This is a genomic window from Luteipulveratus halotolerans (assembly GCF_001247745.1).
Classification (GTDB): Bacteria; Actinomycetota; Actinomycetes; order Actinomycetales; family Dermatophilaceae; genus Luteipulveratus; species Luteipulveratus halotolerans.
Genome location: NZ_LAIR01000003.1, coordinates 1 through 24,043 on the forward strand (window position 1 = coordinate 1; position 24,043 = coordinate 24,043).

General features: G+C 67.9%; 28 protein-coding genes and 1 pseudogene. 17 read left to right on the forward strand and 12 right to left on the reverse strand.

The features are described from left to right. Positions 1–127: 127 nt before the first annotated feature. Positions 128–793: a hypothetical protein gene (locus VV01_RS21230; protein ID WP_157509188.1), complete on the reverse strand. Its 666-nt coding sequence runs from the start codon at positions 791–793 to the stop codon at positions 128–130. 59 nt (positions 794–852) lie between these two features. On the opposite strand from VV01_RS21230, the gene VV01_RS23575 reads away from it, so the two are divergent. The 9 genes and pseudogenes from VV01_RS23575 to VV01_RS21280 all read left to right on the forward strand — a co-directional run bounded on the left by VV01_RS23575 (position 853) and on the right by VV01_RS21280 (position 6,837). Next, positions 853–999: a hypothetical protein gene (locus VV01_RS23575; protein WP_157509190.1), complete on the forward strand. Its 147-nt coding sequence runs from the start codon at positions 853–855 to the stop codon at positions 997–999. A 384-nt stretch (positions 1,000–1,383) separates the two neighbouring features. Next, a complete protein-coding gene (locus tag VV01_RS21240) occupies positions 1,384–1,845 on the forward strand; it encodes a MarR family winged helix-turn-helix transcriptional regulator (protein WP_071606617.1) in 462 nt (153 codons plus the stop codon). Beyond that, positions 1,842–2,848, forward strand: a pseudogene (locus VV01_RS21245) (IS481 family transposase). Before VV01_RS21240 ends, VV01_RS21245 begins: the two are co-directional and overlap by 4 nt. 45 nt (positions 2,849–2,893) lie before the next feature. Next, positions 2,894–3,154 (forward strand): thermonuclease family protein, encoded by a 261-nt coding sequence (locus VV01_RS21250; protein ID WP_050672079.1) that lies wholly within the window; start codon positions 2,894–2,896, stop codon positions 3,152–3,154. Between the two features lie 1,138 nt (positions 3,155–4,292). Beyond that, positions 4,293–4,724: a ParB N-terminal domain-containing protein gene (locus VV01_RS24125; RefSeq protein ID WP_197275224.1), complete on the forward strand. Its 432-nt coding sequence runs from the start codon at positions 4,293–4,295 to the stop codon at positions 4,722–4,724. A 19-nt stretch (positions 4,725–4,743) separates the two neighbouring features. Next, complete coding sequence (locus VV01_RS21265; RefSeq protein ID WP_050672082.1) at positions 4,744–5,250, forward strand: hypothetical protein; 507 nt, start codon at positions 4,744–4,746, stop codon at positions 5,248–5,250. Beyond that, entirely contained in the window at positions 5,189–5,899 is a 711-nt protein-coding gene (locus VV01_RS21270) for a hypothetical protein (protein WP_050672083.1), read from the forward strand. The genes VV01_RS21265 and VV01_RS21270 overlap by 62 nt, the downstream gene beginning before the upstream one ends. Then, positions 5,896–6,306: a ParA family protein gene (locus tag VV01_RS21275; protein ID WP_050672084.1), complete on the forward strand. Its 411-nt coding sequence runs from the start codon at positions 5,896–5,898 to the stop codon at positions 6,304–6,306. Before VV01_RS21270 ends, VV01_RS21275 begins: the two co-directional genes overlap by 4 nt. Before the next feature lie 69 nt (positions 6,307–6,375). Next, on the forward strand, positions 6,376–6,837 hold the full coding sequence (locus VV01_RS21280) for a hypothetical protein (protein ID WP_157509194.1): 462 nt from the start codon (positions 6,376–6,378) through the stop codon (positions 6,835–6,837). A gap of 301 nt (positions 6,838–7,138) precedes the next feature. Here VV01_RS21280 and VV01_RS21285 read toward each other — a convergent pair whose 3' ends face one another. Next, positions 7,139–7,888: a hypothetical protein gene (locus VV01_RS21285; RefSeq protein WP_157509196.1), complete on the reverse strand. Its 750-nt coding sequence runs from the start codon at positions 7,886–7,888 to the stop codon at positions 7,139–7,141. Next, a complete protein-coding gene (locus VV01_RS21290; RefSeq protein WP_157509198.1) occupies positions 7,885–9,246 on the reverse strand; it encodes a hypothetical protein in 1,362 nt (453 codons plus the stop codon). The genes VV01_RS21285 and VV01_RS21290 overlap by 4 nt, the downstream gene beginning before the upstream one ends. Positions 9,247–10,489: 1,243 nt before the next feature. Between VV01_RS21290 and VV01_RS24130 the strand changes: the two genes are divergently transcribed. Continuing rightward, a complete protein-coding gene (locus VV01_RS24130; protein ID WP_197275225.1) occupies positions 10,490–11,092 on the forward strand; it encodes a hypothetical protein in 603 nt (200 codons plus the stop codon). A 53-nt stretch (positions 11,093–11,145) separates the two neighbouring features. Here VV01_RS24130 and VV01_RS21305 read toward each other — a convergent pair whose 3' ends face one another. Then, positions 11,146–11,493 carry a hypothetical protein gene (locus VV01_RS21305; protein WP_050672090.1) on the reverse strand — a complete coding sequence of 116 codons (348 nt, stop codon included), beginning with the start codon at positions 11,491–11,493 and terminating at the stop codon, positions 11,146–11,148. Between the two features lie 218 nt (positions 11,494–11,711). Between VV01_RS21305 and VV01_RS21310 the strand changes: the two genes are divergently transcribed. Next, on the forward strand, positions 11,712–12,572 hold the full coding sequence (locus VV01_RS21310; protein WP_157509202.1) for a hypothetical protein: 861 nt from the start codon (positions 11,712–11,714) through the stop codon (positions 12,570–12,572). Between the two features lie 55 nt (positions 12,573–12,627). Here VV01_RS21310 and VV01_RS21315 read toward each other — a convergent pair whose 3' ends face one another. Beyond that, a complete protein-coding gene (locus VV01_RS21315; protein WP_050672092.1) occupies positions 12,628–12,849 on the reverse strand; it encodes a hypothetical protein in 222 nt (73 codons plus the stop codon). A 386-nt stretch (positions 12,850–13,235) separates the two neighbouring features. Between VV01_RS21315 and VV01_RS22625 the strand changes: the two genes are divergently transcribed. Together VV01_RS22625 and VV01_RS21320 are read left to right on the forward strand one after the other, a co-directional pair. Continuing rightward, complete coding sequence (locus VV01_RS22625) at positions 13,236–13,388, forward strand: Lsr2 dimerization domain-containing protein (protein WP_082221278.1); 153 nt, start codon at positions 13,236–13,238, stop codon at positions 13,386–13,388. A 2-nt stretch (positions 13,389–13,390) separates the two neighbouring features. Continuing rightward, positions 13,391–13,918: a hypothetical protein gene (locus VV01_RS21320; RefSeq protein WP_157509203.1), complete on the forward strand. Its 528-nt coding sequence runs from the start codon at positions 13,391–13,393 to the stop codon at positions 13,916–13,918. On the opposite strand, the gene VV01_RS23590 is transcribed toward VV01_RS21320, so the two are convergent. Continuing rightward, positions 13,812–14,795: a hypothetical protein gene (locus VV01_RS23590; protein WP_157509205.1), complete on the reverse strand. Its 984-nt coding sequence runs from the start codon at positions 14,793–14,795 to the stop codon at positions 13,812–13,814. The two genes, VV01_RS21320 and VV01_RS23590, sit on opposite strands and share 107 nt — an antisense overlap. 362 nt (positions 14,796–15,157) lie before the next feature. Next, the gene (locus VV01_RS23595) at positions 15,158–15,478 is read right to left on the reverse strand and encodes a hypothetical protein (RefSeq protein ID WP_157509207.1); all 321 of its coding nucleotides are present in this window, start codon (positions 15,476–15,478) and stop codon (positions 15,158–15,160) included. A gap of 290 nt (positions 15,479–15,768) precedes the next feature. Between VV01_RS23595 and istA the strand changes: the two genes are divergently transcribed. From istA to VV01_RS21340, 4 genes are all read left to right on the forward strand, one after another. Beyond that, positions 15,769–17,469 carry an IS21 family transposase gene (istA, locus tag VV01_RS21325; protein WP_050672094.1) on the forward strand — a complete coding sequence of 567 codons (1,701 nt, stop codon included), beginning with the start codon at positions 15,769–15,771 and terminating at the stop codon, positions 17,467–17,469. After that, positions 17,469–18,284 carry an IS21-like element helper ATPase IstB gene (gene istB / locus VV01_RS21330; protein ID WP_050672095.1) on the forward strand — a complete coding sequence of 272 codons (816 nt, stop codon included), beginning with the start codon at positions 17,469–17,471 and terminating at the stop codon, positions 18,282–18,284. The genes istA and istB overlap by 1 nt, the downstream gene beginning before the upstream one ends. Before the next feature lie 98 nt (positions 18,285–18,382). Further along, positions 18,383–18,925 carry a zinc metalloprotease gene (locus tag VV01_RS21335; protein WP_050672096.1) on the forward strand — a complete coding sequence of 181 codons (543 nt, stop codon included), beginning with the start codon at positions 18,383–18,385 and terminating at the stop codon, positions 18,923–18,925. 143 nt (positions 18,926–19,068) lie between these two features. Next, positions 19,069–19,452, forward strand: a complete 384-nt coding sequence (locus VV01_RS21340) for a type 2 periplasmic-binding domain-containing protein (RefSeq protein ID WP_050672097.1) — start codon at positions 19,069–19,071, stop codon at positions 19,450–19,452. Between the two features lie 330 nt (positions 19,453–19,782). Here VV01_RS21340 and VV01_RS21345 read toward each other — a convergent pair whose 3' ends face one another. The 5 genes from VV01_RS21345 to VV01_RS21365 form a co-directional block, all read right to left on the reverse strand. Further along, positions 19,783–20,040, reverse strand: a complete 258-nt coding sequence (locus tag VV01_RS21345) for a hypothetical protein (RefSeq protein ID WP_050672098.1) — start codon at positions 20,038–20,040, stop codon at positions 19,783–19,785. After that, entirely contained in the window at positions 20,037–20,171 is a 135-nt protein-coding gene (locus VV01_RS24705; protein ID WP_269431155.1) for a hypothetical protein, read from the reverse strand. The genes VV01_RS21345 and VV01_RS24705 overlap by 4 nt, the downstream gene beginning before the upstream one ends. 141 nt (positions 20,172–20,312) lie before the next feature. Further along, positions 20,313–20,618, reverse strand: coding sequence for a hypothetical protein (locus tag VV01_RS21350; protein WP_157509208.1), 306 nt, complete (start codon positions 20,616–20,618; stop codon positions 20,313–20,315). 1,574 nt (positions 20,619–22,192) lie between these two features. Next, the gene (locus tag VV01_RS21360) at positions 22,193–23,434 is read right to left on the reverse strand and encodes an IS256 family transposase (RefSeq protein WP_050672101.1); all 1,242 of its coding nucleotides are present in this window, start codon (positions 23,432–23,434) and stop codon (positions 22,193–22,195) included. Between the two features lie 70 nt (positions 23,435–23,504). Continuing rightward, positions 23,505–23,897, reverse strand: coding sequence for a hypothetical protein (locus VV01_RS21365; RefSeq protein ID WP_050672102.1), 393 nt, complete (start codon positions 23,895–23,897; stop codon positions 23,505–23,507). Positions 23,898–24,043 lie beyond the last annotated feature (146 nt).

Below are 24,043 nucleotides of genomic sequence, written 5' to 3' on the forward strand. Positions count from 1 at the left end.
AGCATTGCTGGGACGAGTAGTGCGTTGAGCGTGGTCCGTAACCGCACGCGACGGCGCGGACGTAGGCGGCGATGCAGATCAGGTAGATCATCACGAAGACTGCGCTGCTCGCTGCTAGTGTTGCGGGTCAGGAGGTTGTTGACGGCTGTTTGCGGCGCAGGTAGCACCAGGTGAGGCAGGCCACGGAGACTGCTAGCCCGTAGACGGGTCTGGTGCCTGACTGGATGAGTGTCGCGAGCATTGCTGGGACGAGTAGTGCGTTGAGCGTGGTCCGTAACCGCACGCCGACGGCGCGGACGTAGGCGGCGATGCAGATCAGGTAGATCATCACGAAGACTGCGCTGCTCGCTGCTAGGGCTCCCACGGTGAGGTGGGGATTTGTGGTGAGTACGACGATGGTCACGCTGAACAGTCCGGCGAGGAGCGCGGTCCTGGCCAGTGGTTGTCTCGCGAGCTGGCGGGGTAGCTGTCGTTCGGCGACGGCGCTGGCGATGAGTTGATCGACGCCGCGTACCCAAGCAGCGGCGTTGATGAGCATGGCAGCGAGCCCGACGAGAGCGACGCCGGCTTGCACGCTGGGACTGGTGGAGATCTGCAAGAGGCCTGTGACCGCGTTTACCGAGTGGCGGTCGATGGTGCCTGCGATGGTCAGTGTCAGTCCGAGCGCGAACGTGCCGTAGACCGCCAACGCGGCGATGCTGACGGGGAGGAAGTCTTGTATCGGGTCGCGTAGATCACGCCCGAGAAAGGTCAGATTTTCGAACCCTACGAATGCCCAGAACGCCAGGAGCACACCGGGCAGCACTGATCCCCAGGCCGAGGGTCAGGCACGACGTGCATCGCGTGGGTCCCGTGGCGGGCACCCGTCACGATGAGGAAGACACCGGTGACGACGAGGACGGCGCTGCCGCCAAGTTGAACGTTTCGCCCGGCTGTGCCGCCGAGCAGGTTGGCTGCAAGGGCCGCGACAAGAATGGCCACCGCGACGATGGTTGGTGACCGGGGCCATCCCAAGCCGTCCTCGGCGTACTGCCCGGCCACGATGCACCCAGTTGGGGCCGACAACCACCACGAACAGGAACATCAGCGGCATTGCTGAACCGGCCCAGGGGGCAATCCCGCGAGTGACCAGCTGCTGGATGGCGTTGCCGTCACCGGACAGGGCCATGGCGTCACGGAACATCAGCAGCATGGGTACGCACGCGGCCGCGGAGATGATCCACACGGCCACGCTGGCCGTGCCTGCCTCGGCGTACACCGCCGAAGGCAGGCTGAGGATCCCCGATCCGGCGATTGATCCGAAGGCGAGAGGCACTGCCGAGATCCGAGTGAGTTGCCCGGTGCGAGTTGGTGGCATGTGACCATCGCACCTAATATGACAACATGTTGTCAAATACGGAACGGGCAAAAGTGTCGGCATATCGGCTGCTGATGGCGAACGTCTACGAGCTGGCGGCAGTCAGCCGCAGGGAGAGCGAGGTCTTCGCGCGGCAACAGAGCGTGACGGTCACGCAGTGGCACACCATGAGTGTGTTGTCGGACGGCCACGCCGCGAGCGTCCCGCGAATCGCTGCACGGCTGGGTGTGACACGTCAGGCGGTGCAGCGGGTTGCCGATCAACTGGTGAATGGCGGGCACGTGGAGCATGTGAGCAACCCCCGGCATGAGACCTCACCGCTGCTTCGCCTGACACCCGCGGGCGAAGACGTGCTCACGACATTGTGGGAGCTCAGCGATGTCCCCCGTGCCGCAATGCTCGCCGGAATCGACGCTGAGAAGATCAGCGAAGCGGCCGGCACGCTTCAGGCTCTAATCATTGGGCTCAAAGGCGGCGAGTCACGGTGAGAAGCCACGCGAACGCACCCCTGTCGGCCGAGGGTCGACGCCGGCTTATTGAACGCTGCAAGACACGCCCGATAGCGCATGTCGCTGCCGAGATGGGCATCTCTCGTGCGTGCGCGTCGAAATGGGTGAATCGGTGGCGGCAACACGGCGAGGTCGGCCTACGGGACCGATCGTCGACGCCGCACCGTCAGCCCACCGCGACGCGGCCCGACGTCGTGTCACAGGTCGAGACGATGCGGCGAGAACACAAGTGGTCGGGCATCCCGAATCACGTTCGAACTGAACGAGACTGGCACAACGATCAGCCGCCGAACCGTGACCCGGCTGCTAGCGCAGCTCGGATTGAACCGGGCGCAAGTTCATCGACCCCGGCGGCGACACCAACCGCGCACCGCGCGTCATCATCGCCAAGCACCCGGGGCACATGGTCCACGTCGACGTGAAGAAGGTCGGGCGCATCCCCGACGGCGGAGGGTGGCGCGCCCACGGCCGTGACTCCGAGCAAGCCCGAGCCGCGGCACGCGCGAAGACGAAGACCGGCACACGCGGGTACATCTACCTGCACTCTGCCGTCGATGGCCACACGCGGATGGCGTACACCGAACCGCTGCCCGACGAAAGGGCCGTCACCGCCGTTGCTTTCATGCACCGAGCCAGGGTCTGGTTCGCCGCGCACGGCATCACGCACATCGAGAAGATCGTCCACTGACAATGGTGCCTGTTACCGCGCCGACGCGTTCGCTCGAGCACTCTTGGGTGCCAAGCACAGCGGACCAAGCCCTACACGCCCAAGCACAACGGGAAAGTGGAGCGATACAACCGAATCATCGCCGAGGAACTCCTGTACGCCCGCACCTGGTCCAGCGAAGCCGAGCGATCAGCAGCCATCGCGGTATGGAACATCCACTTCAACTACCACCGACCCCACGGCGCAGCCGACGGTCAGCCACCCGCATCGCTCGCTCCGGCGACCGTCACCAACGTCGTGGCCTCCTACATCTAGATGAAGATGGCCTGACGGGTGCAGCAACCCCCGCCAGGCCGGACCGTGACCCGTCTGGTCGGCGCGCAGGCGGTCACCTTGACAGTCGACTCCGGCCAGTACGAGCGCGACACCTACGGACGACTGCTCGCCTATGTGCGGACGTCGGCAGGTACGAACGTGAACGTGCGCGTGGTCGAGCAAGGGCACGCGACGGCTCGCACGTCTCGGCCGCCGCTGGCCCAGCATGACGAGCTCGAGCAGGCCGAACGGTCCGCGCGCGTCGCCCACCACGGGCTCTGGGCGTACTGCGACCACAAGCACTAAGGAACGGGCGCGCCCAGGTCTCCAGGCTGTCCCATTGATGGGACGGCGTGCTAGTGTCCCAGCCATGGGACATCGTGATGACTACTTGGACTCCGACGAGCACTGGGACCCGGCGCTCTCCCGCGATCAACGGCTGGGCAGGTGGTGGTCCTCGGCCTCGTTCGGCCTCGCGCTGAGTGGCAAGGCCGCACATGCGCTGGCTGCCAGCGAGGATGCGGTCGCGGTTGCGGAAGCGGCGCGCGACCTGGTCCAGCACCAGGCCGTCTACGCGCTCCTGGAGGAGGGGCACAGCGTGCGCGCAATCGCGATCAGCTGCAGCTCTCGAAGAGCAAGGTCGGCCGGATCGCCAAGGCATTGAGTCGTGACGGGCGGCTCGCGGACCTGGGCTTCGGCTTGGCGCGCGCCGACGTCGACCCAACGCGCGCGCTGGTCCTGGCGGCGTGGCAGTTCACGTCGATCGCTTGACGCGGACCACGATCACCCTCGGGGCAGGCGTCCGTCCCCGGAGCCGACGGAGCCGACGAACTTCGGCGGGCTGAACGGGCCGACACCGTAGGCAGGCGCTTCGGGGGACCGATTCCGTGGAATCACCGTGGCGTCACACCTCTACGTGAAGATGGCCTGAGCGGGTGCAGCTACATCCGCTCAGGCCCAGACCGAGAAGCGGAGTCTCGATCATGCGCAAGTCTACGAGTCAGCAGCGACTCGATGGCCGGGATCTGACGAGCCTTGCAGCGGTGGATCGTGCACGTCTCCTAGGAGCAGCACCCGGCGTGCAGGCCTGGTTGGAATGGCAGGCGGCGCAATGCCTTCGGCTGAGTGGTCTGAGTGTCCGCGAGGGTCGCGACCGAACTCGACGTGAGCCGCGTGCATGTCGTGAAACTACTCAGCTGGTCCTGGAGGCGTGTCTCGCACCAGGACTCAGCGCAGGCGTTTCAGATCTCGGCGGTCGTCGCGGGGGCAGCGAATCCTCCGCCTTGGGCTCGGCGCTGACCGTCAGACCGGACACCCCAGTGGCCGGGCCGGACGAAAACGACCGGCCCAGTTCGGCGACACGTCCAACACTTCTTCCGCGGTTATTGACACCATTGCCAGTAATGGTGATAATGGTGTCAATAACTCGGTGAGGAGAGATCTGGTGCCAACAAAGAAGCGGACGCCGGGGTTCGGCGGGAAGGGTCTGGCGGCGGTGGCGTCGGACGGTCAAGCGGGTCGGCCGGCGCGCCGGCCGGGGTCGCGGTCGATCGCGGCAACGGTGCGAGACGCCGCGTCGCACCACGATGAGGCGACGACGCGGATTCCGTTGGAGGACATCGCGCCGTACCCGCACAACCCGGCGTGGCGTGAGGACGGGACCAGCGAGAAGACCAAGCGTCTCGCGGACTCCATCGGCGAGGTCGGCGTGCTGCAGCCGATCCTGGTGGTCTCGGCCGCGGACTACCTGAAGCATCACCCGGAGGACCGGGAGGCCATCGCTGACCGGCCGTGGGTCACCCCGGCAGGCGTTCGGCGCTTGACCGCGTCGCGACTGGCGGGCAAGGAGGGACATTCCCGCGACGGTCCGCCCTGAGCTGGCTGCGCAGATCGGGTTGATCCCGCTGCACGAGAACGACCCTGACCTGCGGTTGGCGTTCACTCCTCTGGAGGAGGCGCGGCAGATGCAGCGGGCGATGGATGAGCAGGGCCTGTCGCAGCGCAAGTTGGCCGAGCACCTGGGCCGGGCGCAGGGGCAGATCAGTAAGAGGCTGGCCTTGCTGACGTTGCCGGCGTCGGCGCAGGAGGCGCTGGAATCGGAGGCGATGCTCGTCACGGACGCACCGCTGGTGCTGGAGATGCTGGGTCAGGTCGACCTGAGGCAGCGCGAGGAGGTCGTCGCGGCGTTCGACGAGCGTCTGCGCAGCAGGTGTGCTGCCTCGGCTGAAGCGGTGCGCAAGGAGACGTTGATGGCCTTCGTGCGCGAGGCGCGTAACGAGATAGGGCAGCGGCGGGCACGGCGTGAGGCTCAGGAGGTCGCTGACCGGGAGGGTCTGCGCGGTGATCGAGCCGGGCAAGACGCTCGGGGTGGGGTGGCAGGAGCACCGGCTTACCGACGCTGAGGCGATCGAGCAGGCGCGCGAGCAGGGCGACCTGGCCGTGGCGGTCAGCGGTGAGGACACCGTCTACTTCCGGGTGTCGCCACCGCCGGCGACAGCCGCGCGTGCGGCCGAGCGCAAGGCAGCCCGGGATGAGCAGGCCGAGGCGCGCAAGGCCGCGCAGGCGCGCGAGCAGCACCTGGTGACGGTGCTGGCGGTGAAGCCGAAGGCCGGCGAGCTCGTGGCAACGCTCGCCGACGGACTGCTGCGCGGTCGCAGCGTGAACGGGGTGCAGGCGACCTTGGCGCGCACCCTTGCCCAGGGCGCCGGCGTCGGTCCCAGTGCCGAGCGGACGCAGGACGACTACGAGTGGAAGCAGCTCGCGCAGACTCACGCCGAGCGGCTGCACCTGGCCTGGATCAGTGCTGTGGCCGCGCAGGAGGTCGATACCCGCGCACCTCACCACACCTGGGGTGCGGCCGACTGCGACTACCTCGCCTGGTTGACCGACCGCGGGTACGTCCCGACGCCGTGGGAGAAAGACCAGCTCGCGGCGGCCCGGACGAGGACTGATGACTCCGTCCCGACCAGCCCCGATGAGGACACCGAGACGACCGAGCAGGACGACCCGCAGACCGATTCCGTGGAATCAGCCCAGGAGGAGCAGGCATGAGCAGCACCCAGCTGAACGCGACCAACGGCCAGGCGGTCAAGGTCATCACTGTCGCCAACCAGGCCGGCTCGGTCGGCAAGTCCACGATGGTCGCCGCACTGGCCGCGCTGCTCGCCGCAGACGGCAAGCGGGTACTGGTGGTGGACGCTGACTCTCAGGCGAACGTCTCCCACTCGCTCGGGGTGGCTTCCACCGAGGTCGCCCACCACACCGGTGACGTGCTGCTGCGACGCGCGGAGATCCTCGACGCGCTGGTGGAGACGAACACCGACGGGGTGCTGCTGCTGCCGGGCCACGCCGACCTGGCCACCGACCTGGTCGAGCTCAACTCCATGCCGATCGCGGCGCTGCGGCTGCGCAAGCCGATGCAGGAGCGGTCGCCGAGCACGACATCGACGTGGTCCTGATCGACTGCCCGGGCAGTGTGTCGTTGCTGACGGTGATCCGCGCTGGCGGTCGCCACGAGCGTGGTGACGGTGACGATGCCGTCGCTGAAGGAGGTTCAGGGCATCGCGCCCTTCATGTCCACCGTGCAGGACACCGCCGAGGAGCTCGAGCTGGACATCCGCCTGGACGCGATCATCCCGTGCGCGGTGCCACCGGCCAACGCCGGGCGGGTGTACTCCGAGGCGCTGGCCTGGCTGGACGACAACTACGGCGAGCTGCTGACCCCGACGGTGCGTCGCACCGCGCTAGTCGCCGAGGCGGCCAGCAACGGGGTGCCGGTCACCGCGTACGTCCCGCACGAGGACGTCTCCGACGACTGCCGGAAGGTGCTGGCGGACCTGCAGGACGGGGAGTGCTGTGAGCGACGAACCGCGGCGCGAAAGGCTGGCCACCCAGATCACGGCCAGCACCAACCAGCGGATCCGCGCGGCCACGGTCGGCATGCAGCGGCGCGTCGACCCCGGCTACACGCTGGCGCAACTGGTCGATGAGGCGCTGCGCTCGTACGTGACGCGGCTGGAGAAGGAGCACAACGACGGCCAGGCCTGGCCACAGCTGGAGCGCCTACGCCCAGGCCGGCGTGTCAGCCCGCGACGGGCCTCCGACGGGGACCGATCATCCGAGACAGGGTGATGGCTGCGAACCGTCATGCAGCGCAACGGCATCCAGCCCTTCCGGCTTCAGGAAGGGCTGGATGCGCCCTCTGGCGCGGGGCTCGAACGGAACTCCTTCCCGTCGCCGGCGCCCGAGCCACCTGCTGACCAGTTCGACAGTTACCCGACCAGCTCAGCGTCAGCCGGTTTCGACGTCGCGGCGCGTCGTCCTGCCGCCGCTATCGACGAGCAAGAACTCCTCGTCGCGCCCGGCCGCGGTGCTAGGCAGCGCAGCCGCGTGCTCGCGCCGCGAAGTGGCTAGCGGGGTGCCACGGGCGATGCCGAACCGCTCTCGGTGACGCTGCCACGCTGCGGCCTTGGCCTGCTGCAACGGCTCGGGCAGCCGCTGGTAGCGGTACTGGCGCTCGATCGACCGACGTACCCAGGCATCCATCGTGTGGCCGTCAACCCAGGCGTCGTGGCGGGCTGCCTCATCGACACCGGCGCGCACGCGCCGCTCGGCGAGCTCAATCTTGACGCGTTCCTGCTCAACCACTGAAAGCCCCGCGAACTCTTCCTGGCGGGCACGGCGCCGTTCGGCCCGTTCAGGAGCCTCTAGACCGTCCCACCAGGCCTGCTCACGGGCCCGATTGGCTTTCAGCTCCGCCGCCTGCTGCACGCTCCACTGGGACACGCCGCCCGCCCTGTACTCGCACCGTTCCTCGACGACCTGGTCGTGGACGCACCTGTAGGCCGTCGCCGAACTCTGTGCGTGCTCGGCGGATGCATCCGCACGAATCGCCCACTGGCCGTCCACGTCGCACTCGGCCATCCCGGCCCGTCCCAACGCGCGCAGCGCAGCACGCGCCGAACGCACCTGACTCGGAGTCAGCGCCTCAGTTCGACTGCTACTCATCCCGGCCAACGTCGCCACCACCTCCACAGTCACCGGCTCTGGACACCTCGAGAGAGCCCGCCATACCGAGTGGCATACCCGAGGGAGAGCAGACCAGCAACCGCGGGGCGCGCGCGGGAGGGGGTGTGAATCCTTGGTGGGGGGATTTCCCGCACTCCTTGTTCCGGAGCCGTGTCGATCACGAACTCATACGACGTCTGCGCCGACCGGGCAGGCTGGAAGGTCGTCGTGTCCAGCACCCCTAGCCGCCCGTGGAGCAGCTGCAGCACGCTGCGGATGGTCTTGCGGTCGGTGATGCCGGTCTCCACGACCAGGTCCCGTTCTGGGCACGGCACCCGCATCTGCTGGGTCCGCTCGATGCGGTCCAGCAGGTGGTGTCCGACCAGCAGCAGCGCCGGACGCCGGCGGGCTGGCAGAGACCACATCACCTCCTCGAGCCGGGCCCGGCCCTGCTCGACCGCGGCCATGACCTGGTCGTCGACGGCGTACTCCGGTGCGGCGGCGTCCATGTCCCGCACGGCCCTGTTCCACACCGCGCGCACCCACCGCCGGCGACTTGCCCGGGCCTTGGACATCGCGCTCGGGTGTGCCACCTGGATGGCTTCCCAGGCGGCCTCGACGTCGAACCCGGCCCGAACCATCGCCCCGGTGCAGATCAGCTCGTAGGTGGAGCGAGACCGGTCCTGCCCACCGATCCGTGGCAGCGTCCCGGCGCGCAAGTACTCCTGCCACTCCCGGGGCAGCGGTCGCCGGCGACGCGGCCGCGGCGTCTCCGGGGTCACTGCACCCACCGCCGAGCGTGTCGCCGGCCGCGGCGAGGCAGGCGTGATCTCCGGCAAACTCCTCAGCGCGGCACGCAGGTCACCGTACGGGCGAGTCCAGCCGCCGCACCGGTGCGGTGTGGACAGCGGACGCACTGCACTGCGGACATCCACGTTCGGTGTGCTCACACCGAACCGGGCTCGCACCGACGCTGCGTAGGTCTTCAGCTCCTCGAGCTGGCCGTTGTGCGCCACGAACACGTGGTGACGACCGTCCGCGCCTCCGGACGGTCGGACTAGGTGCCACAGCGCTGCGCGGTCGCACCAGCGCGCAACATCCTCCGCGATCGCGTGACCGGCCTCGCCGGCGACGTCGACATCGACGACGCACACCCCGTCACGCAACCGGCCGACAACCGACGCGGCCGAACCCTTGCCGATCAGGGTCAGTCCTTGCTCAAGCGTGGCCACGTCGACGCGCGGCACCCGCACGTTCGATGCGTCGATCACAAACCAGCGACGACCGAACAGTGCGGCGTCCAGCTGGGCCACGACGCGCGGGACACGCGCGCCCTTTTCACCGCGCTGCTTGGACATGTCCGAGCGCGCGGGTACAGTTTCGGGTAGCACAAAGCCACCTCTCGCGGTGAGGTTCATATTTGGGACTGGGCTGATGCCCGGTTCAGACAAAGCTCCTGTTGGCCCAGGGGCTTTTGTCATGTCGGGGCCCTGCCCCGAGCGGGATCAGGACGCTTGGCGACCTCCCCGCGAAGACCACTGGCTGGCTCCCGGCAGCCGCTCCTCGCCATCTACGCGCGGCACGCGGCCAGGCTTACGTGGCTGTGCGTCCAGGCGGCCGAAGACTCTTCGCTCCAGCAGAGCCTGGATCGTGATCCCAGCGGCCTCGGCGTCTCGCTTGAGCCGCGCGTGGTCGTCAGGACTCATTCGGAAGAGATAACCGGACGCGCGCTCGTCTGAGGTCGCTGCACTAGCCATGCCAGATATCTCACCGCAGATCGTGGCCGATATCCGATATGACACGCCGAGGCGCCCTGCTGGTTCACATTCACCGCTCAACCGCGGGACCTTGGTTGTGACCTGGATTCGTAGGGTCCTTCTCCTCCGGGCGACACCGTGCGCAGCCCTCATCTGCCGACGGCTGCCGTGCCGCCGCAGCAAGCGTCACGGCACTGCTGCTGACCGACATCGTCGTCTCGCTCACATCGACGAGGTGTTGGGCCTCTGCGGCAAGGTCCTTGCGGACGGGCTCGGGCAACGGGCTTGCCCGATTGGCGTGCACGTCCCCGGGGGGTACGAGCGCTGCTTCGACCCGCCGCTCGTCGCCCCCTCGAGCGACGTAGGCCTCGCCAGCCTCACGCGTCCAAGCCGCCAGAGTTCGGGCCGAACCGCTCAGGTCTGGTTCCTGCGTGACAACATCTCGATGCACGCAAGAAAGCTCCGCAGCTGAGACCATCGCCTGCTGGACCGTCGCCGCAGCCTGGCCCAGGTCGACGCGCCCAGCCATGGTCTCGGGAGATGCCCATCGAGTTCGGTCGAACGCGACTTCATGTATCGCTGCGCGCACCTCGTTCGCTGCGTGGATCAACGCTGGGTCACTTCTCTCGCCGCGGGTGATGAGCGCGCTCCACCGGTTGGCCGTCCCCGCCCATGCTCGCTGGTTGGCGTCCAGCGCAGGGCCGAGCCGATAATGGAAGGCGTCACCGTCGATGTGCCCCGTCTTGGATGCAGCGGCCAGGATCGCGGTGCTCGCGGTCGCAACCATCGCTTGGGTGCGTGAGGACAGGTGGAGGTTGGCGACCGTGGGCGCTACGGCCAGACTGCGGTGAGCTTGGACGTCCCAGGTGGCCAGTGCTTGATGAAGTCGCCCTGTTCCTCGCGGTGGGTCAACGTGTTGGCCGGCCATCGCCCGGCTGAAGCGGTTGCCGACGTAGGCGCCTGCGACCTGTTCGAAGGCAGCAATGCGTGTGCCGGCCTCCCGCCCGCGGGGAAGGGCGCGAGTATCCCGTGTAGTGGAACTACGACTTCTGGTGCGCCGAACGTCTTCGACGTGGTGGTGGACGGCAACACCGACGGCGTGCGCCCCGACGTACAAGGTGTGCATCACCCTCATCCGAGCCGCGCTGAGGTCCGCCCGCGCGGCTGGGGTGTGCAGGCGTACATCTCGTCCGGGACCGGCGGCGAGCTCCGCAGCTCTGCTGAGGTTATCGGCAATGCTCAGAAGCCGCTCGTCTGCGGGGCCCTCACCGGGCCAGCCCTGGCTGAGCTGGGCACGGTGCTGAGCCTGGCTCATCGCCTCAAGCCGCTGCATGGTGATGCCGTCCACGGGGCTCGGATTCGGTTCGGTGGGCAGAGCGGACCACAGGTCGCTGGCCACCTGAACGACTTCACCCCAGGTCCGCAACATAGCGGGAGCATCGTCACCCTCGGCATCCATGAGCAACTGCCGGGCCTGTAGGTCGGCATCGAGCAGAAGTTCTCCGATGGCTCTCCGGTCGGCTGGCGCCGTACTCACGAAGTCGCCTCCCGCAGCAGATCTGCGATTCCGACGACTACCGACGAGAATCCAACGGTCGTGTCGTTCACAGGCACCGAACGGGCGAGTTGCTCGGCGATCCGCAGTAGCTCTGTGGGGTCCTCCTGAGTCGGCCGGGGCCAGTACGGGTCGATCTCTCGCGGTACGAGCAGAGCGGTCTCGGCGGCGAGCAGGTGGATTCCCAGGGCATGCACGTGTCCGACAGATCGTGGGCCCTGGGCGGCCGCACCCTCGGCGGCGCGAGCGGCTGCATGGTGCAGCAGTCGTGCGATCGTGGCGATCGTCTCCTGGGTGTCGTGCGGCGCCAGTGCTGGTGTCGTCACGGTGTCTCCTTCCGATGTATGTGATCTGCCAACATCCAGCCAGGTCCTCGTTGGCGCTGCGCTGCTGATGCGGTGGCTGTGGATAACTTCGGGTGGCTGTCCGGGGTGAGGGCGAGACTTGACCTCGCAAGCCCTAAGGACCACGGGCTTCATCTGGCGGCAACGGGCCGTCAGTTCAAGGCACTTGCACTAGTGGCCGTGCCGAGAGGGTGGTCTCGATGATGAGTCGACGCAAGATGTGCCGGGCCCTCAGTGATGGCACCGGTGTGGTGGTGAGCACGGTCGCCATCTGCGCGGTGGGTGCCCTGATGCATCCCGTGCTGGGCGCGGGCCTGTTCGTGGCAGTGCTGGTGGCCGTCGTCATGCTGGTGACTGGCCGGGCCGAATCCCTCGCCGTGCGACTCCTGGCGCGGGCGCGGGCGCCGCGTAAGTATGAGCTCGCGGCGCTGCGGCCGGCGGTGGCGGTGCTCGAGGAGCGTGACCTCGCTGCTCCTGCAGTCGACCTGGTGGTTCGGCAGGGCCAGGAGCCCATCCGCGTCTCCGCGGCAGGCCGGCGCACCGTCGTGGTCTCGGAGGGCCTCATCGAGGCAGTTGCCGCCGGACGGGTCCGTCCGGTCGAGGTAGCGGCGCTGATGGCGCACGCTATTGGTCGGATTCGGCTGGGTCAGACCCGCTACGACGTCGCACTCGAGTTCTGGATGATGCCGTGGCGGGCGCTGCAGACGTTCGGTCGGGGCGTTGGCCGCGGTATCGGGTGGTTCCCGTTGGTTGCGCTGGCGTGGCGGCTGCGGTTCGTCACCGGTGCTGTTGCACTGGTGCAGGCAATCGACGAGGGCCGGACGGTCTTCGGGGTGCTCGGGGCAGCGGCGATCGGCTTGTCCTACGTCGTTCCCTGGGCCGAGCGTCAGGCGGACCTGTCGGCTGAGGACGAGGCAGACCAGTTCGTCATGACTGTCGGTCTGGGCGATGCGTTATCCCGCTTTCTGGAGCGGGGTCGTCGTACGCCCCGCGTCCTGGATCGCGTCCATCGCCTTCGGCCGCGGCCGAAGGCGACGCCGACGCATCCGGTCGCGTTCTGAGGTCACGCGAGAGGCCCGGTCACCCAAGCCGGGCCCGAGCCTCTCACGTGCGGGGTCAGCGGCGCGGACCGTACCCGCTTGCGGGGTCGTCATACGCCCAGGACGCCGCCTCGGCCTGCTCCGCCCCATGGAGGCCGCCCGCATTGTCCTCCTCGACCGCGATGCGCTCCTGGTCGTCGGCGGCCGCCTCAGCGCCGATGGTGGCCGAACGGCGTCCTGCCTGAATCTCCAGACCTTGGTCCTGGGCCTCTTCCTCGGCAGCTGCTGCATCACTCATGAGCGTCCTTTCGTTGGGTGCACTCCTGAAGGTCGAGGGTGGTCCGCTAGCGGTCACGCCTCACAGGTTGCTCACAGTGCGCGCGGACGACGGTTGTCGACGTGCACAGCGTGACCGCGTCCGCGGCCGTCGACGTGTCCTTCACCCTGGCCGACCTCGACCACCGGGCGGCGTCATGAGCGCCGCGGCAAACCCCTCCGTGGCGGTGGTCTCTGAGAGCCTGGACATCAGAGAGGAGGCGACCAGGCGGATGTGTCAGTGCGAGCACGAGGACTACGAGCCCCCCAGCCAGCGCACCTGGTCGCTGCGCCTTGTGGGAATCCTGACTGCAGGTTTGGCGACCGGGCTCCTTGGGAGCCTCACCGTTACAACGGGAGGGAAACACGATGGCGAAGAAGACTGTGATCACGTACGTCGCCGACGTAGACGGGGGCCGTGCTGATCAGCGGGTCGCGTTCGGGTTGGACGTGGTCGGCTACGGGCTTGACCTGTCTGATGCGAACGACGCGCGGCTGCACGCGGGCGTGGAGCAGTGGTGAGCATGTCGCTGCCGCCCGACTCGGAGAACTACGACCGCCGCTCCAACGTGTACGACCCTGAAGAGCCGATGCCCTTACAAGCTGGCTTGGTCACCGGGACCGTGACTGCGGCCGATGTGCTGCACGGGTTGTACGCCGGCGACCACCTGTCGGAGGTGTACTTGCAGCCCATGACGTTGGGGCTCCTCACGATGAGCGTGGCCGCCTACCACGCGGACGCTGAGCAGCTGCGCGATCCGGGCGAGGGGCAGGCCTGGTTGCGCGAGCTACGGTCGCGACTGACCGCGCTGGTCGCAGGTGCTCGGGACAGCGGCGGGTTGGTGTCCATCCGGTACGCCGACCTGATCGCGGCACGGAACGTGGCAGCGTGCCTGAACGCTGTCCTGCGGGCCAGTCGGGACGTCGATGACGCCGGCCAGGCCCTCATCGTCGAGGCGTTGAGGCCGCGCGATCCGGCACGGTGGGCCGAAGGTCTGCGCGACGAGCTGCACTCCCACCTGCCGACGCCGTGGTCGATAGGGCCGGGCTGACGGTGCCGGGTCCCGCTGCACCTGATCCGCTCGTGACTGAACGAGCCTCTTGGCAGTCCCAGTCGTGCTCCTCACCGGTCTTGCGGGTGCGCTGTGCGCTTGGGATGCCATACCGCTGACGGGTGCGAAGGATGGTGCGGTCGACGACGTCGAGGTGCTGACCGATCCGCCGGTCACTGGCGCCGCCGGCCGCCATGCCTCGCACAACCGCAACCCGTTCTGCCTGCGTCTGGTTGGCCGCGACCCCGGTGCTGGCGATAGCGCGATCGACGGCGACGGTGTCAAGAGCTTCGCCGCCCACTGCCGCCGGCGCCAGCAGGGGCCGCGCCTGCGGATCGTCGATAGTGCCGTCGTCCCAGGCCAGCGGCGGTGGGTAACCCCGGCTGCGTGCCCAGCCTCTGGTCTCGGGGGAGGGCCCTGGCGTCATGCTGAGCTGGTCGTAGACATCCCGGATCTGCCGCCACTTCTGGGCCGTGATCTGGCTTCCGGGACTGTTGATCACCCGCCCGACGCTCGGCGCCCCAGCTTGGCTGATCTGCTCACGCGTCCAGCCCAGAGCCATGAGTGCATGCACCCGCCGCACCGCTCCGACCTTCGGTACGTGTCCGGCAGGTTGCTGCTCGTAGATGCCGCTCAGCGCCAGCTGAGCGACGATGGTCGCCGTGCGTCGCTGGATCTTGGTCCGTTCGCCGTTGGCGATCGCCTGAAGTGCTGGGGCGCTGAGACCGCTACTGCGGGCCAGCGCCCGTACGGACACGTCCGCCTCAAGCAGTCGCTGCAGTTTCTGGCGCGCCGGATCCGCCGACACGTACCGCGGGCGTCCGTGGGATCGGTCACGCTGGTAGGCCACTTCATCGGCCTTGGTGCGGTAGCCCATACGGCGCCTCCGTCAGGTCTGATGCCCTCCTGAAGGTTCTGCCGCCTCCCTGGTGGCCAGCGGGGACTTGCTACCTTCTCGGTGCCCGGCCGGCGGCGCCGGGATCCGGGCCCTTACGCAAGGCGTCCCGCTGGGCCGCACGAGTGATCGCGGTGAGTTGTCGCGACTCGCAGAAACCCGTCCAGATGGCCGCCGTTGCCGCCGTCGAGGCGCGGCTGCTCCCACCCGCGTGCTTCCACCACGGAGTGCCAATGGAACGCGGGGCAGGACGGGTCTTGCGCCCGGGTGTCGGCTCTAGCCATCGCCTCGAGGTCGTCGATGTCGCGGCCCGTTTCGCCCATGGATATGGCTCCGCTTCGTCACTATCGGTGGGGCCCGGCCGGCAGTGGCGTCGGGCCGTCGGCGGCGTCTTTGTGCCGGGTCGACATTCGCTGGCCCGCGTTCCGGGTAGCTTCCATGGCCTCGTTCAGTGACCGCTGGGCACCGCGGTCGCCTCGGGCCACCAGATCATCGAGCTGATGCAGGTTGGTCTCTGCACGGGCGAGCACATCCGTGGCAGCCCCGAGCCCGTGGTCAACGCTCACCCGTGATGCCAGCGAGGTGTTCGCATCCACTCGTTGCTCGGCGATGTGCTTCACCGCCGAAAGATGCCCAGCGACATTCGCGGCCGCGGGCTGCGCCATATCGAGAAGGTCACTCAGTCCGTCCAGGCGGGCGCGTGCTCGTGCTGCGAGTCTCGGGTCCGCGGTGCTGCCGCGCTCGAAGGTGTCGAGGGTGCTCTTGGCCTGGTCGACTCTCCTGGTCGCCTCGTGTAGGTAGCCGCCAAGGTCCTTTGACTTTGACAGGTTGTTCTGGCCCCACTGTGACGGTCTGTTCTGGCCCCACTGGCGACGCGCCGGGGTGGTTGTGACGGTTTGATCTGGCCCCACCTCAGCCTTGGCCCATCGAAGGCTTTCGAGGGATCGGGGTTGGGATGGGATCACGGGTGGAGCTGTTCGCTGCGATTCGTCGGGACGCGAGGGTCGAGGAGGTCTCGATCCGTGAGCTCGCGCGCCGGCATGGGGTGCACCGGCGCACGGTGCGGTTGGCGCTGGAGTCTGCTGAGCCGCCGCCGCGGAAACGGCCGGTGCGGGCCTCGCCCCGGTTGGACCCGTTCAAGGACGTCATCGACGGGATGCTGCGCTCGGACCTGGACGCACCACGGAAGCAGCGGCATACCGCGACCAGGATCCTGGCCCGGCTGGTCGAGGAGCACGACGCGTGCGGGCTGTCGTACTCCACGGTGCGGGACTATGTGCGCGTCCGCCGCGCACAGATCGACCTGGAGGGCGGCCGACGGGTCGAGGCGTTCATCGCGCAGGAGCACGCGCCCGGTGCCGAGGCGGAGGTCGACTTCGGCGAGGTGTGGGTGGTCATCGACGGGGTCCGCACCAAGTGCTACATGTTCGTGCTCTGGTTGGCGCACTCGGGCAAGGCGATCCACCGGGTCTACCCGACCCAGGCGCAGGAGGCGTTCCTGCAAGGGCACGTGGAAGCGTTCGAGGCGATCGGCGGGATCCCGGTCCGGCACATCAAGTACGACAACCTCACCTCGGCGGTGTCCAAGGTCATCCACGGCCCCGGCCGCGCCCGGCAGGAGTCGGATCGGTGGGTGTTGTTCCGGTCGCACTACGGCTTCGACGCGTTCTACTGCCAGCCCGGGATCGAGGGCGCGCACGAGAAGGGCGGCGTCGAGGGCGCGGTCGGCTGGTTCCGCCGCAACCACCTGACCCCGATGCCGCAGGTGACCTCGCTGGATGAGCTGAACGAGCGCATCCGGGTCTGGGAGGCCGCCGATGAGGACCGGCGCATCACCGGCCACGCGAACACGATCGGGCAGGACTTCGCCACCGAACGAGACCTGTTGCGGCCGTTGCCCGTTGAACGGTTCGACCCCGGGCTGGTACTGCGGCCGCGGGTGGACCGCTCGAGCATGATCACCGTGCGGATGGTGAAGTACTCCGTCCCGGCGCACCTGATCGGCCACCGGGTCCGGGTCTCGCTGCGTGCCTCCGAGGTGGTCGTGTTCGAAGACCGGGCCGTGGTCGCGGTCCACCCCAGGGTTGCGGCCCGTACCGGGCACGTCGTGGTCCTGGATCACTACCTGGAGGTGCTGCGGCACAAACCCGGCGCGCTACCCGGCTCGACCGCGCTGGCCCAGGCCCGCGCCGCTGGGGTGTTCACCTCCGCGCACGAGGCGTTCTGGGCGGCCTCCCGCAAGGTCAACGGTGACGCTGACGGTACCCGGGAGCTGGTCGAGGTCCTGCTGCTGCACCGCTCCCTCACAGCCGCCGATGTCACTGCCGGGATCAGCGCCGCCCTGTCCGTGGGCGCGGTCACCGCCGACGTCGTCGCGGTCGAGGCCCGACGCCACGCCACGACTACCGGTGCGACTGCCGCTGCCGCCGGCGGTGGGGGTGGGGCCACCGGCGGCCGTCACCCGGCTGCTCGCACCGGTACGCCCGAGCAACGCGTTGTCTCCCTGACCCAGCGCCGGCTGACCGACCCGGCCTCGGTCATCGCCGGCCTCCCACCGGACACCCGCCCGATCCCGTCCGTGGCCGCCTACGACGAGCTGCTCCCACGCCGGGCCGCCCGCACCACCGACACCGCCCAGGAAGCGAGCACCAGCTGATGGCACCGACCGCACCCGCGACCACGATCACCCCCACGCTGCGCCGCCGACGCGGCCTGACCGAGGAAGCCGCCGTCGCCGCGATCGACCAGGCCTGCCGCCGGCTGCGGCTGCCCACCATCCGGGCGCTGGTCGACGAAGCCCTCGCCGTCGCGACCAAGGAACAGCTGACCTACCAAGGATTCCTGGCCGAGCTGCTGCTGGCCGAGGTCGACGACCGCGACCGCCGCTCCTCTGTGCGCCGGGTCAAGGCCGCCCAGTTCCCCCGCGACAAATGGCTCGGCGACTTCGACTTCGACGCCAACACCGCGATCAACCCCGCCACCGTGCACGAGCTCGCCAAAGGCGACTGGATCCGCAAAGGCGAACCACTGTGCCTGATCGGCGACTCCGGCACCGGCAAGTCCCACCTCCTCATCGGCCTGGGCACCGCCGCCGCCGAGCAAGGCCACCGCGTCCGCTACACCCTCGCCACAAGGCTGGTGAACGAGCTCGTCGAAGCCGCCGACGAGAAGGTCCTGGCCAAGACCATCGCCCGCTACGGCCGCGTCGACCTGCTCATCATCGACGAGCTCGGCTACATGGAGCTCGACCGCCGCGGAGCCGAGCTCCTGTTCCAAGTCCTCACCGAACGCGAAGAGAAGAACAGCATCGCCATCGCCTCCAACCAGTCCTTCTCCGGCTGGACCGACACCTTCACCGACCCCCGCCTGTGCGCCGCGATCGTCGACCGCCTCACCTACCACGGCACCATCATCGAAACCGGCACCCACTCCTACCGCCTCGCCAACAGCCGAGGGCAAGCACAGGGCTGAGCTTCTCGTCCCTATTGACGCCACTCGACGCTGGCGAGACACTTTCGCCAGCGCGGAGGCTCTGTCGGCGGCTCCGCCACAGACAGGGGTGGTTCAAGTTGGCACGACTTCGTAAACCCACAGCAACGTTCCTCGTCGGCGCAGCCTTCTTCGGCTCGACGACCGTCCTCAGCACCTCGCCCGCATTCGCCGTCTGCTACACACCCGGTGTGGCGACGTCCTTCAACGTCAACTTCGAGGGGTCCTACCTCGGATCCTCATACTGGGCGGATGCCGTTTCCTACGCCATCAACCAGTGGAATGCCACGAGATCGCAGGGCACCGGCGTCTTCATCTACCGCAACGAATCGGAGCGTTACAACACGATCCGCATGGAGTCGTACGCCGACAACTGGTACGGCCTATACAACGGAAATGGGATCACGTTCAGTGCGAAACTGAACATTCGCACGATTGGGCCGGCCGCGACAGACGATCGACGGTGGGTCACGAGCACTTCATCGCACGAGTTCGGGCACGCCCTCCGGATGGGAGACAACCCGTCGACCATCTACAACTCCATCATGAAGCACAGCCGCAACCGGGACGTGGTCTACGGGCCGGCCGGCTACGACATCGGTGAGGTGAAGCGATGCAACTAAGCCGTCGAGGAACCCGCGCGGTGGTCGTGTGTGCGGTTCTCGCTCTGACAGCGTGCTCGTCGGGCGGCCACGGTGGATCCGACGAAATTCACGCGGACTACCCGTCATACGCGTCAATAGACGAGCTGGCGTCAGCCTCCCCGGTGATCGCCCGGTTCAAAGTGTCATCCACAGTCCGCGAGTCGACCTTGCAACCCGCCGGGACCGCGACCGGGGGTGAGATCCCCATTACCCTTCGCCCGAGCACGGTTACCGAGGTTCTCGCCGGGGACCTTCGGGTGGGTCAGACGATCAACCTGAGCCGGCCAGGGAAGCTCGATGAGTCGATAGAGGGCATGGAAGACGTGGAGCCGAACAAGGAGTATCTCTTGTTCGTGGAGGCTTACCCTGACGGTCGGGCCTCGATTATCGGTGGTGACGAGGGAATCTTCAAACCCGCCCAGGCCGGCGCGGCCTTCACATCGAAGAAGTTTGGCACCGTCACTGCGAACACACTCCAGTCAGCGGCACGCAAAGCGCATCCCTAACTGGGTGAACCGGCAGCGCCAGGACGCGCATCTAGATTGAACGGGCGTACATCGACGATCGAACGAACTGTGCACTACTCCATGCGGCCCTCGGCGTGAAGCCGAGGGCCGCATGATCTACGTCTACGGCGATTCGGCGCGCCTCCGCGCGGGTCTGTCTGGGAGCGGCAGGCCCGGATCGGGCGTGGTTCAGCTGACCCTCCATCCGGAGGTTGCGACGTTCGAAACTACCGGGCACCTTCCTCTACGACGGTCATCGCCCGAACCGCGCTCGGCGTAGGGCGGGGCCACATCGAGCCGTCAGGCTGGGGCCAGTTCGCCTTGACATAGTCAGTCCTTGCCCATCGCCTCGGTCAAGCCTGCTCGGCCCGCTATCTGTTCCATGCGCTGGGCCACGTTGCGCATATACCCACTGGCGATGGGGTCCTCGACGATGCGGGTCTTGGAGTTGTCAGATGTCGCGTCCCCCAGAAGGCGCCGGACGGACCGGACGGAATCCCTGAGCTCCTCGATCATCTTGGCGGCCGAACGCAGCTCGCCGTGCGCGCCGCGGAGGTCACTGGACACCTTGGTGGCGGCGATGCTCATCCTCGTTCCTCGCTGCTCGCGGCCTGCTCCTGCAGGAACCGCCGCAGCAAGTCATCGAGCTCGTCCTCGGCGGACTGCAGGTGCTCGCGCATCTGCGTATCGGTCTGGTTCTGGTTCTCAGGGCTGTGCACGGTTCGTGCTCCGTTCGTGCTGGGGAAGGCCACGCGGTGGGCCTGTGTCCTCCCGAAGGCAATGGCGCATGGCTGGTGGTCAGCCGGACGGGGACGGGGACGCGCATCGCTCAAGGTGGACGATCCCCAGCGGTGCGCCGTCTAGAACGGAACGCCGCGGCCGGCAGCGGCCGGCTGTGTGTTGGGTGGGTCAACACGTTCGGCCGCCGCCCCCGGCGTTCCTGAAACCGACCGGGCCTCGACCAGCTCCTCCAGGGCTGGGGCCTCAACCCGGTCCACGCCGGCGGCGACGCGCAGGTGAGCCTCGTCGATCGGGCCCACGCCCACGTCGGCACGCAGCGTGTTGACCGCCTCGCGCAGGTCGTTCATCTGGACCGGGTCGTCCAGGGGGTCGATGATCTGGTTGCGGGCCGAAGATCGGCTGCGGCTCGTCGGACCAGTCGTCATAGACGGGGACGATCTGCTGCTTCAGACCCATTCGGTCCTGGAGGTACCCCACGGTCCCGGGATCCTGGACGGCTCGGGTCATGTCGCCGTCGTTGCGCGCGAGCACCTGCGCCATGAGTGGCTCCGGCACCTCAGGCTCGTCAGGCCAGCGGGCGTTGTCATACGCGCGCTCAGCCACGTCGTGGGCCTGGTCGATGATGTGCTCGGCTCGGACACGGCGGTTGACATTCGCCTGCGGGTCGGTGCCCTCGACGCCCAGGTGCAGCGCCTCACGCGGTGGGAGGTCCAGGACGGCGGGGTAGTAATTCGGTCCGGTCGGGATCTGGTCGGTCATCGTGTCTCCTCTGGGAGTCCAGGTTCCTGATGACTCCTGAAGGCGGATGCCGTGCCCGGGCGGTCAGGGACGTGGGCCGCCGGGGAACCGCCCCGGGGACGTGGGTGGCTCGCGGCGTTCGGGAGTAGTTCCCCGCACCGGTCCGGGACCCGGGTCACGGTCAGCTGCGTGCAGCAGGTCCTCCAGCTCCGGCAGGGCCCGCTCGTCCTTTGGCCGCGCCGCGGCGCTCTTAGACCGGATGATGTCCTCCAGGCTGGCCACCTGGATCTGGACGTCGCCGACATAACGGGTGGCGGCACTCCGGACCAGGTCGTCGTAGCCAGCGGTGCCCGTGGGTTGGAACGAGATGTCGAGGTCTCCGTGACGGGTCGTGAGGTTCGCAAACTGGAGCCCGGCCAGGGCCGTGGCATCGGTTGGCTACGTCCGTCAGCTCTGACACCGTTTGTCGGTCAGTCCCGACACCGGTCAGTGCGCGACGAAGTTGGTGTTGCTGAGTGTCGGCATCGCTCATACGTTCGACGAGGGGCACATGGAAGGATGAGGGCAGGGTGCCCTTCGCCGCCCGCCACCAGCAGGTCTGGGGCGCCGGGTCTTCGGCCGTCGGATCGGACTCGACCCACTTCGGGCGTTCGATCAGAACATTTTCACCGGCGTCACGGGTGCTCGCTATCGTGCGAGGCGTTGGCCGGGCGATCGCAGCTCCGCACCGTCGTGATGCGCACCGGGCGACCGGGACATCTGCCGATCACGTCCCCGGACCGCCCACCCGCATCCGGTGTTGCGCGTGCTCTCGCCCGGCCATCACATCGAGAACTGAACGCCAGTCCTGGAGCCCGGGGCTGCGGGACCGATGCTCTATGGCGGCTGGTGACAGCGTTCTTACCAACACCCCTTCTCCTGGTCCAGCAGGAGAAGGGGTGTTGCCGCAGCTCCCGCAACTCACCCGACTCCGACGAAGAGACGCCGGGTCGGTCCCGTCCTCGACATCGGCGTTCAACACCCAGTCGTCAGGCACGACTCACTGATCCCGAAATCCGCCACGATCTGCTTGACCGTTGTCCCGTCCTCACGGTTCCGGGCCACCCGGATCACGTCCTCACGGAACTCCTTGGGTACGCCTTGGGCATGGTGCTCACCCTTCCAGCGACGCTCCCCAGCGTCACAGGTCAGGTGTCACCTATCCGTGCAGCAGTCCCCTGCTCGGGGACTGTCCGGTTATCGGTGTAACCGGCGTACTTGGTTACAGGTTCTCGGCCGCGGGCATGCGGTCGGCGAAGGTCACGGCGAACGCGTTCAGGGCCGGCTTCCAGCGCATGGTCCAGCGTGCCTGACCGGTGCCCTTGGGGTCCAGGGACCGGGTCACCAGGTAGAGCGTCTTGAGCGCGGCCTGCTCGGTTGGGAAGTGGCCCTTGGCGGTGACCGCGCGCCGGTAGCGGGCGTTCAAGGACTCGATCCCGTTGGTGGAGCACAGAACTCGGCGGATCTCCACGTCGTAGTCCAGGAACGGCACGAACTGCTCCCACGCATCACGCCACAGCCGTGAGATCGCGGGATACATCGCCGCCCAGGTCTCCTCGAACTGCTCGAACGCCGCCCACGCCGCCTCCTGCGACGGTGCGGTGTAGATCGGGCGCAGGTCCTTGGCCATCGCCTCCCAGTACTTCTTGGAGGCGTACCGGACGGACCCGCGGATCAGGTGGATGATGCAGGTCTGGACCGTGGCCAGCGGGAACACCGCGTTCGCTGAGTCCGGCAGCCCCTTCAGTCCGTCGCACACGATGAAGAACACATCGGCCACGCCACGGTTCTTGATCTCGGCCAGCACGCTCATCCAGAACTTCGCTGACTCCCCGTGCCCGGCGGTGCCGGCCCATAGCCCGAGCACGTCGCGCCGACCCTGCAGGTCGACCCCGATCGCGGCGTAGAAGGGCCGGTTGCCGACCTGGCCGTCACGGACCTTGACGTAGATCGCGTCGATGAAGATCGCCGCGTAGACCGGCAGCAGCGGCCGGGCGCACCACTCGCTCATCTCGTCGATGACGCGGTCGGTGATCACCGAGATGCGGTCCTTGGACAGCGAGGCGCCGTAGACCTCGGCGAAGTGCGCGCTGATCTCACCAGTGGTCAGGCCCTTGGCGTACAACGACAGCACGACGGTGTCGACGTCACCCAGGCGGCGTTGTCGCTTCTTGACGATGACCGGTTCGAAGCTGCCGTCCCGGTCCCGTGGGACCTCGATCGTGACCGGGCCGACGTTGTCGGTCAGCACCGTCTTGGCCCGGGTGCCGTTGCGGGAGTTACCACCATCACGGCCCTCGACCGCGTGCTTGTCATAGCCCAGGTGCTCGCTCATCTCCTCATCGAGCGCGGTCTCCAGCACGGTCTTGGTCAACAGCTTCAGCAGTCCGTCCGGGCCGGTCAGGTCCTCACCACGCGCCCGGGCGGCACGGACCAGCTGCGCTACCGCGGCTCGCTCGGACATCACCGCCGCGGGCTGTTCCGCCGGCCGAACCCGCTCGTGATCATCGACATGGTCAGCGCTGTCATCATCTTCAGGCGACACAGTCGCCAGTGTCTCGGTCATCACAGACCTTCCTCGCCAACCAGCGTTGGCGTGTCAGGCCGGTTACACCGTTTGCCGGACAGTCCCCGGTGCCGCCGGTACCGGTCCTGATGCCGGTGCTGGTGCTGGTGCCGGTGCCGGTGCCGGTGCCGGTGCCGGTGCCGGTGCCGGCGGTAATGCCGGTCAGGCTGATCAGTTGTGACCGGGTCCGTTGCGCGAACTCGTCGTACCCGGGCCAGGTGAGGTCCCCGGCCGACCAGGTGTTCACGGCCTCCTGCATCGCGGCGACCACTGGTGCCGCGGCCGGGGCCATGGATGGCGTGGCCAGCCAGCACAGATCCTGCAGGGCTGAAAAGACGCTGCGGAACTCGGCGCAGTCCACCTGGGCACCTTTCGATCGGGGTGTGACAGCGTTTCACTTCTCGGCGCGCCGAGCCATTAGGGCTCGGACGACTGGTCGGCGACCCCTGTGCGTCAGGGGAGGTGGGCTCGGCGAGGCACCCGAGATGACCGGGCCCGTCGAGCGAA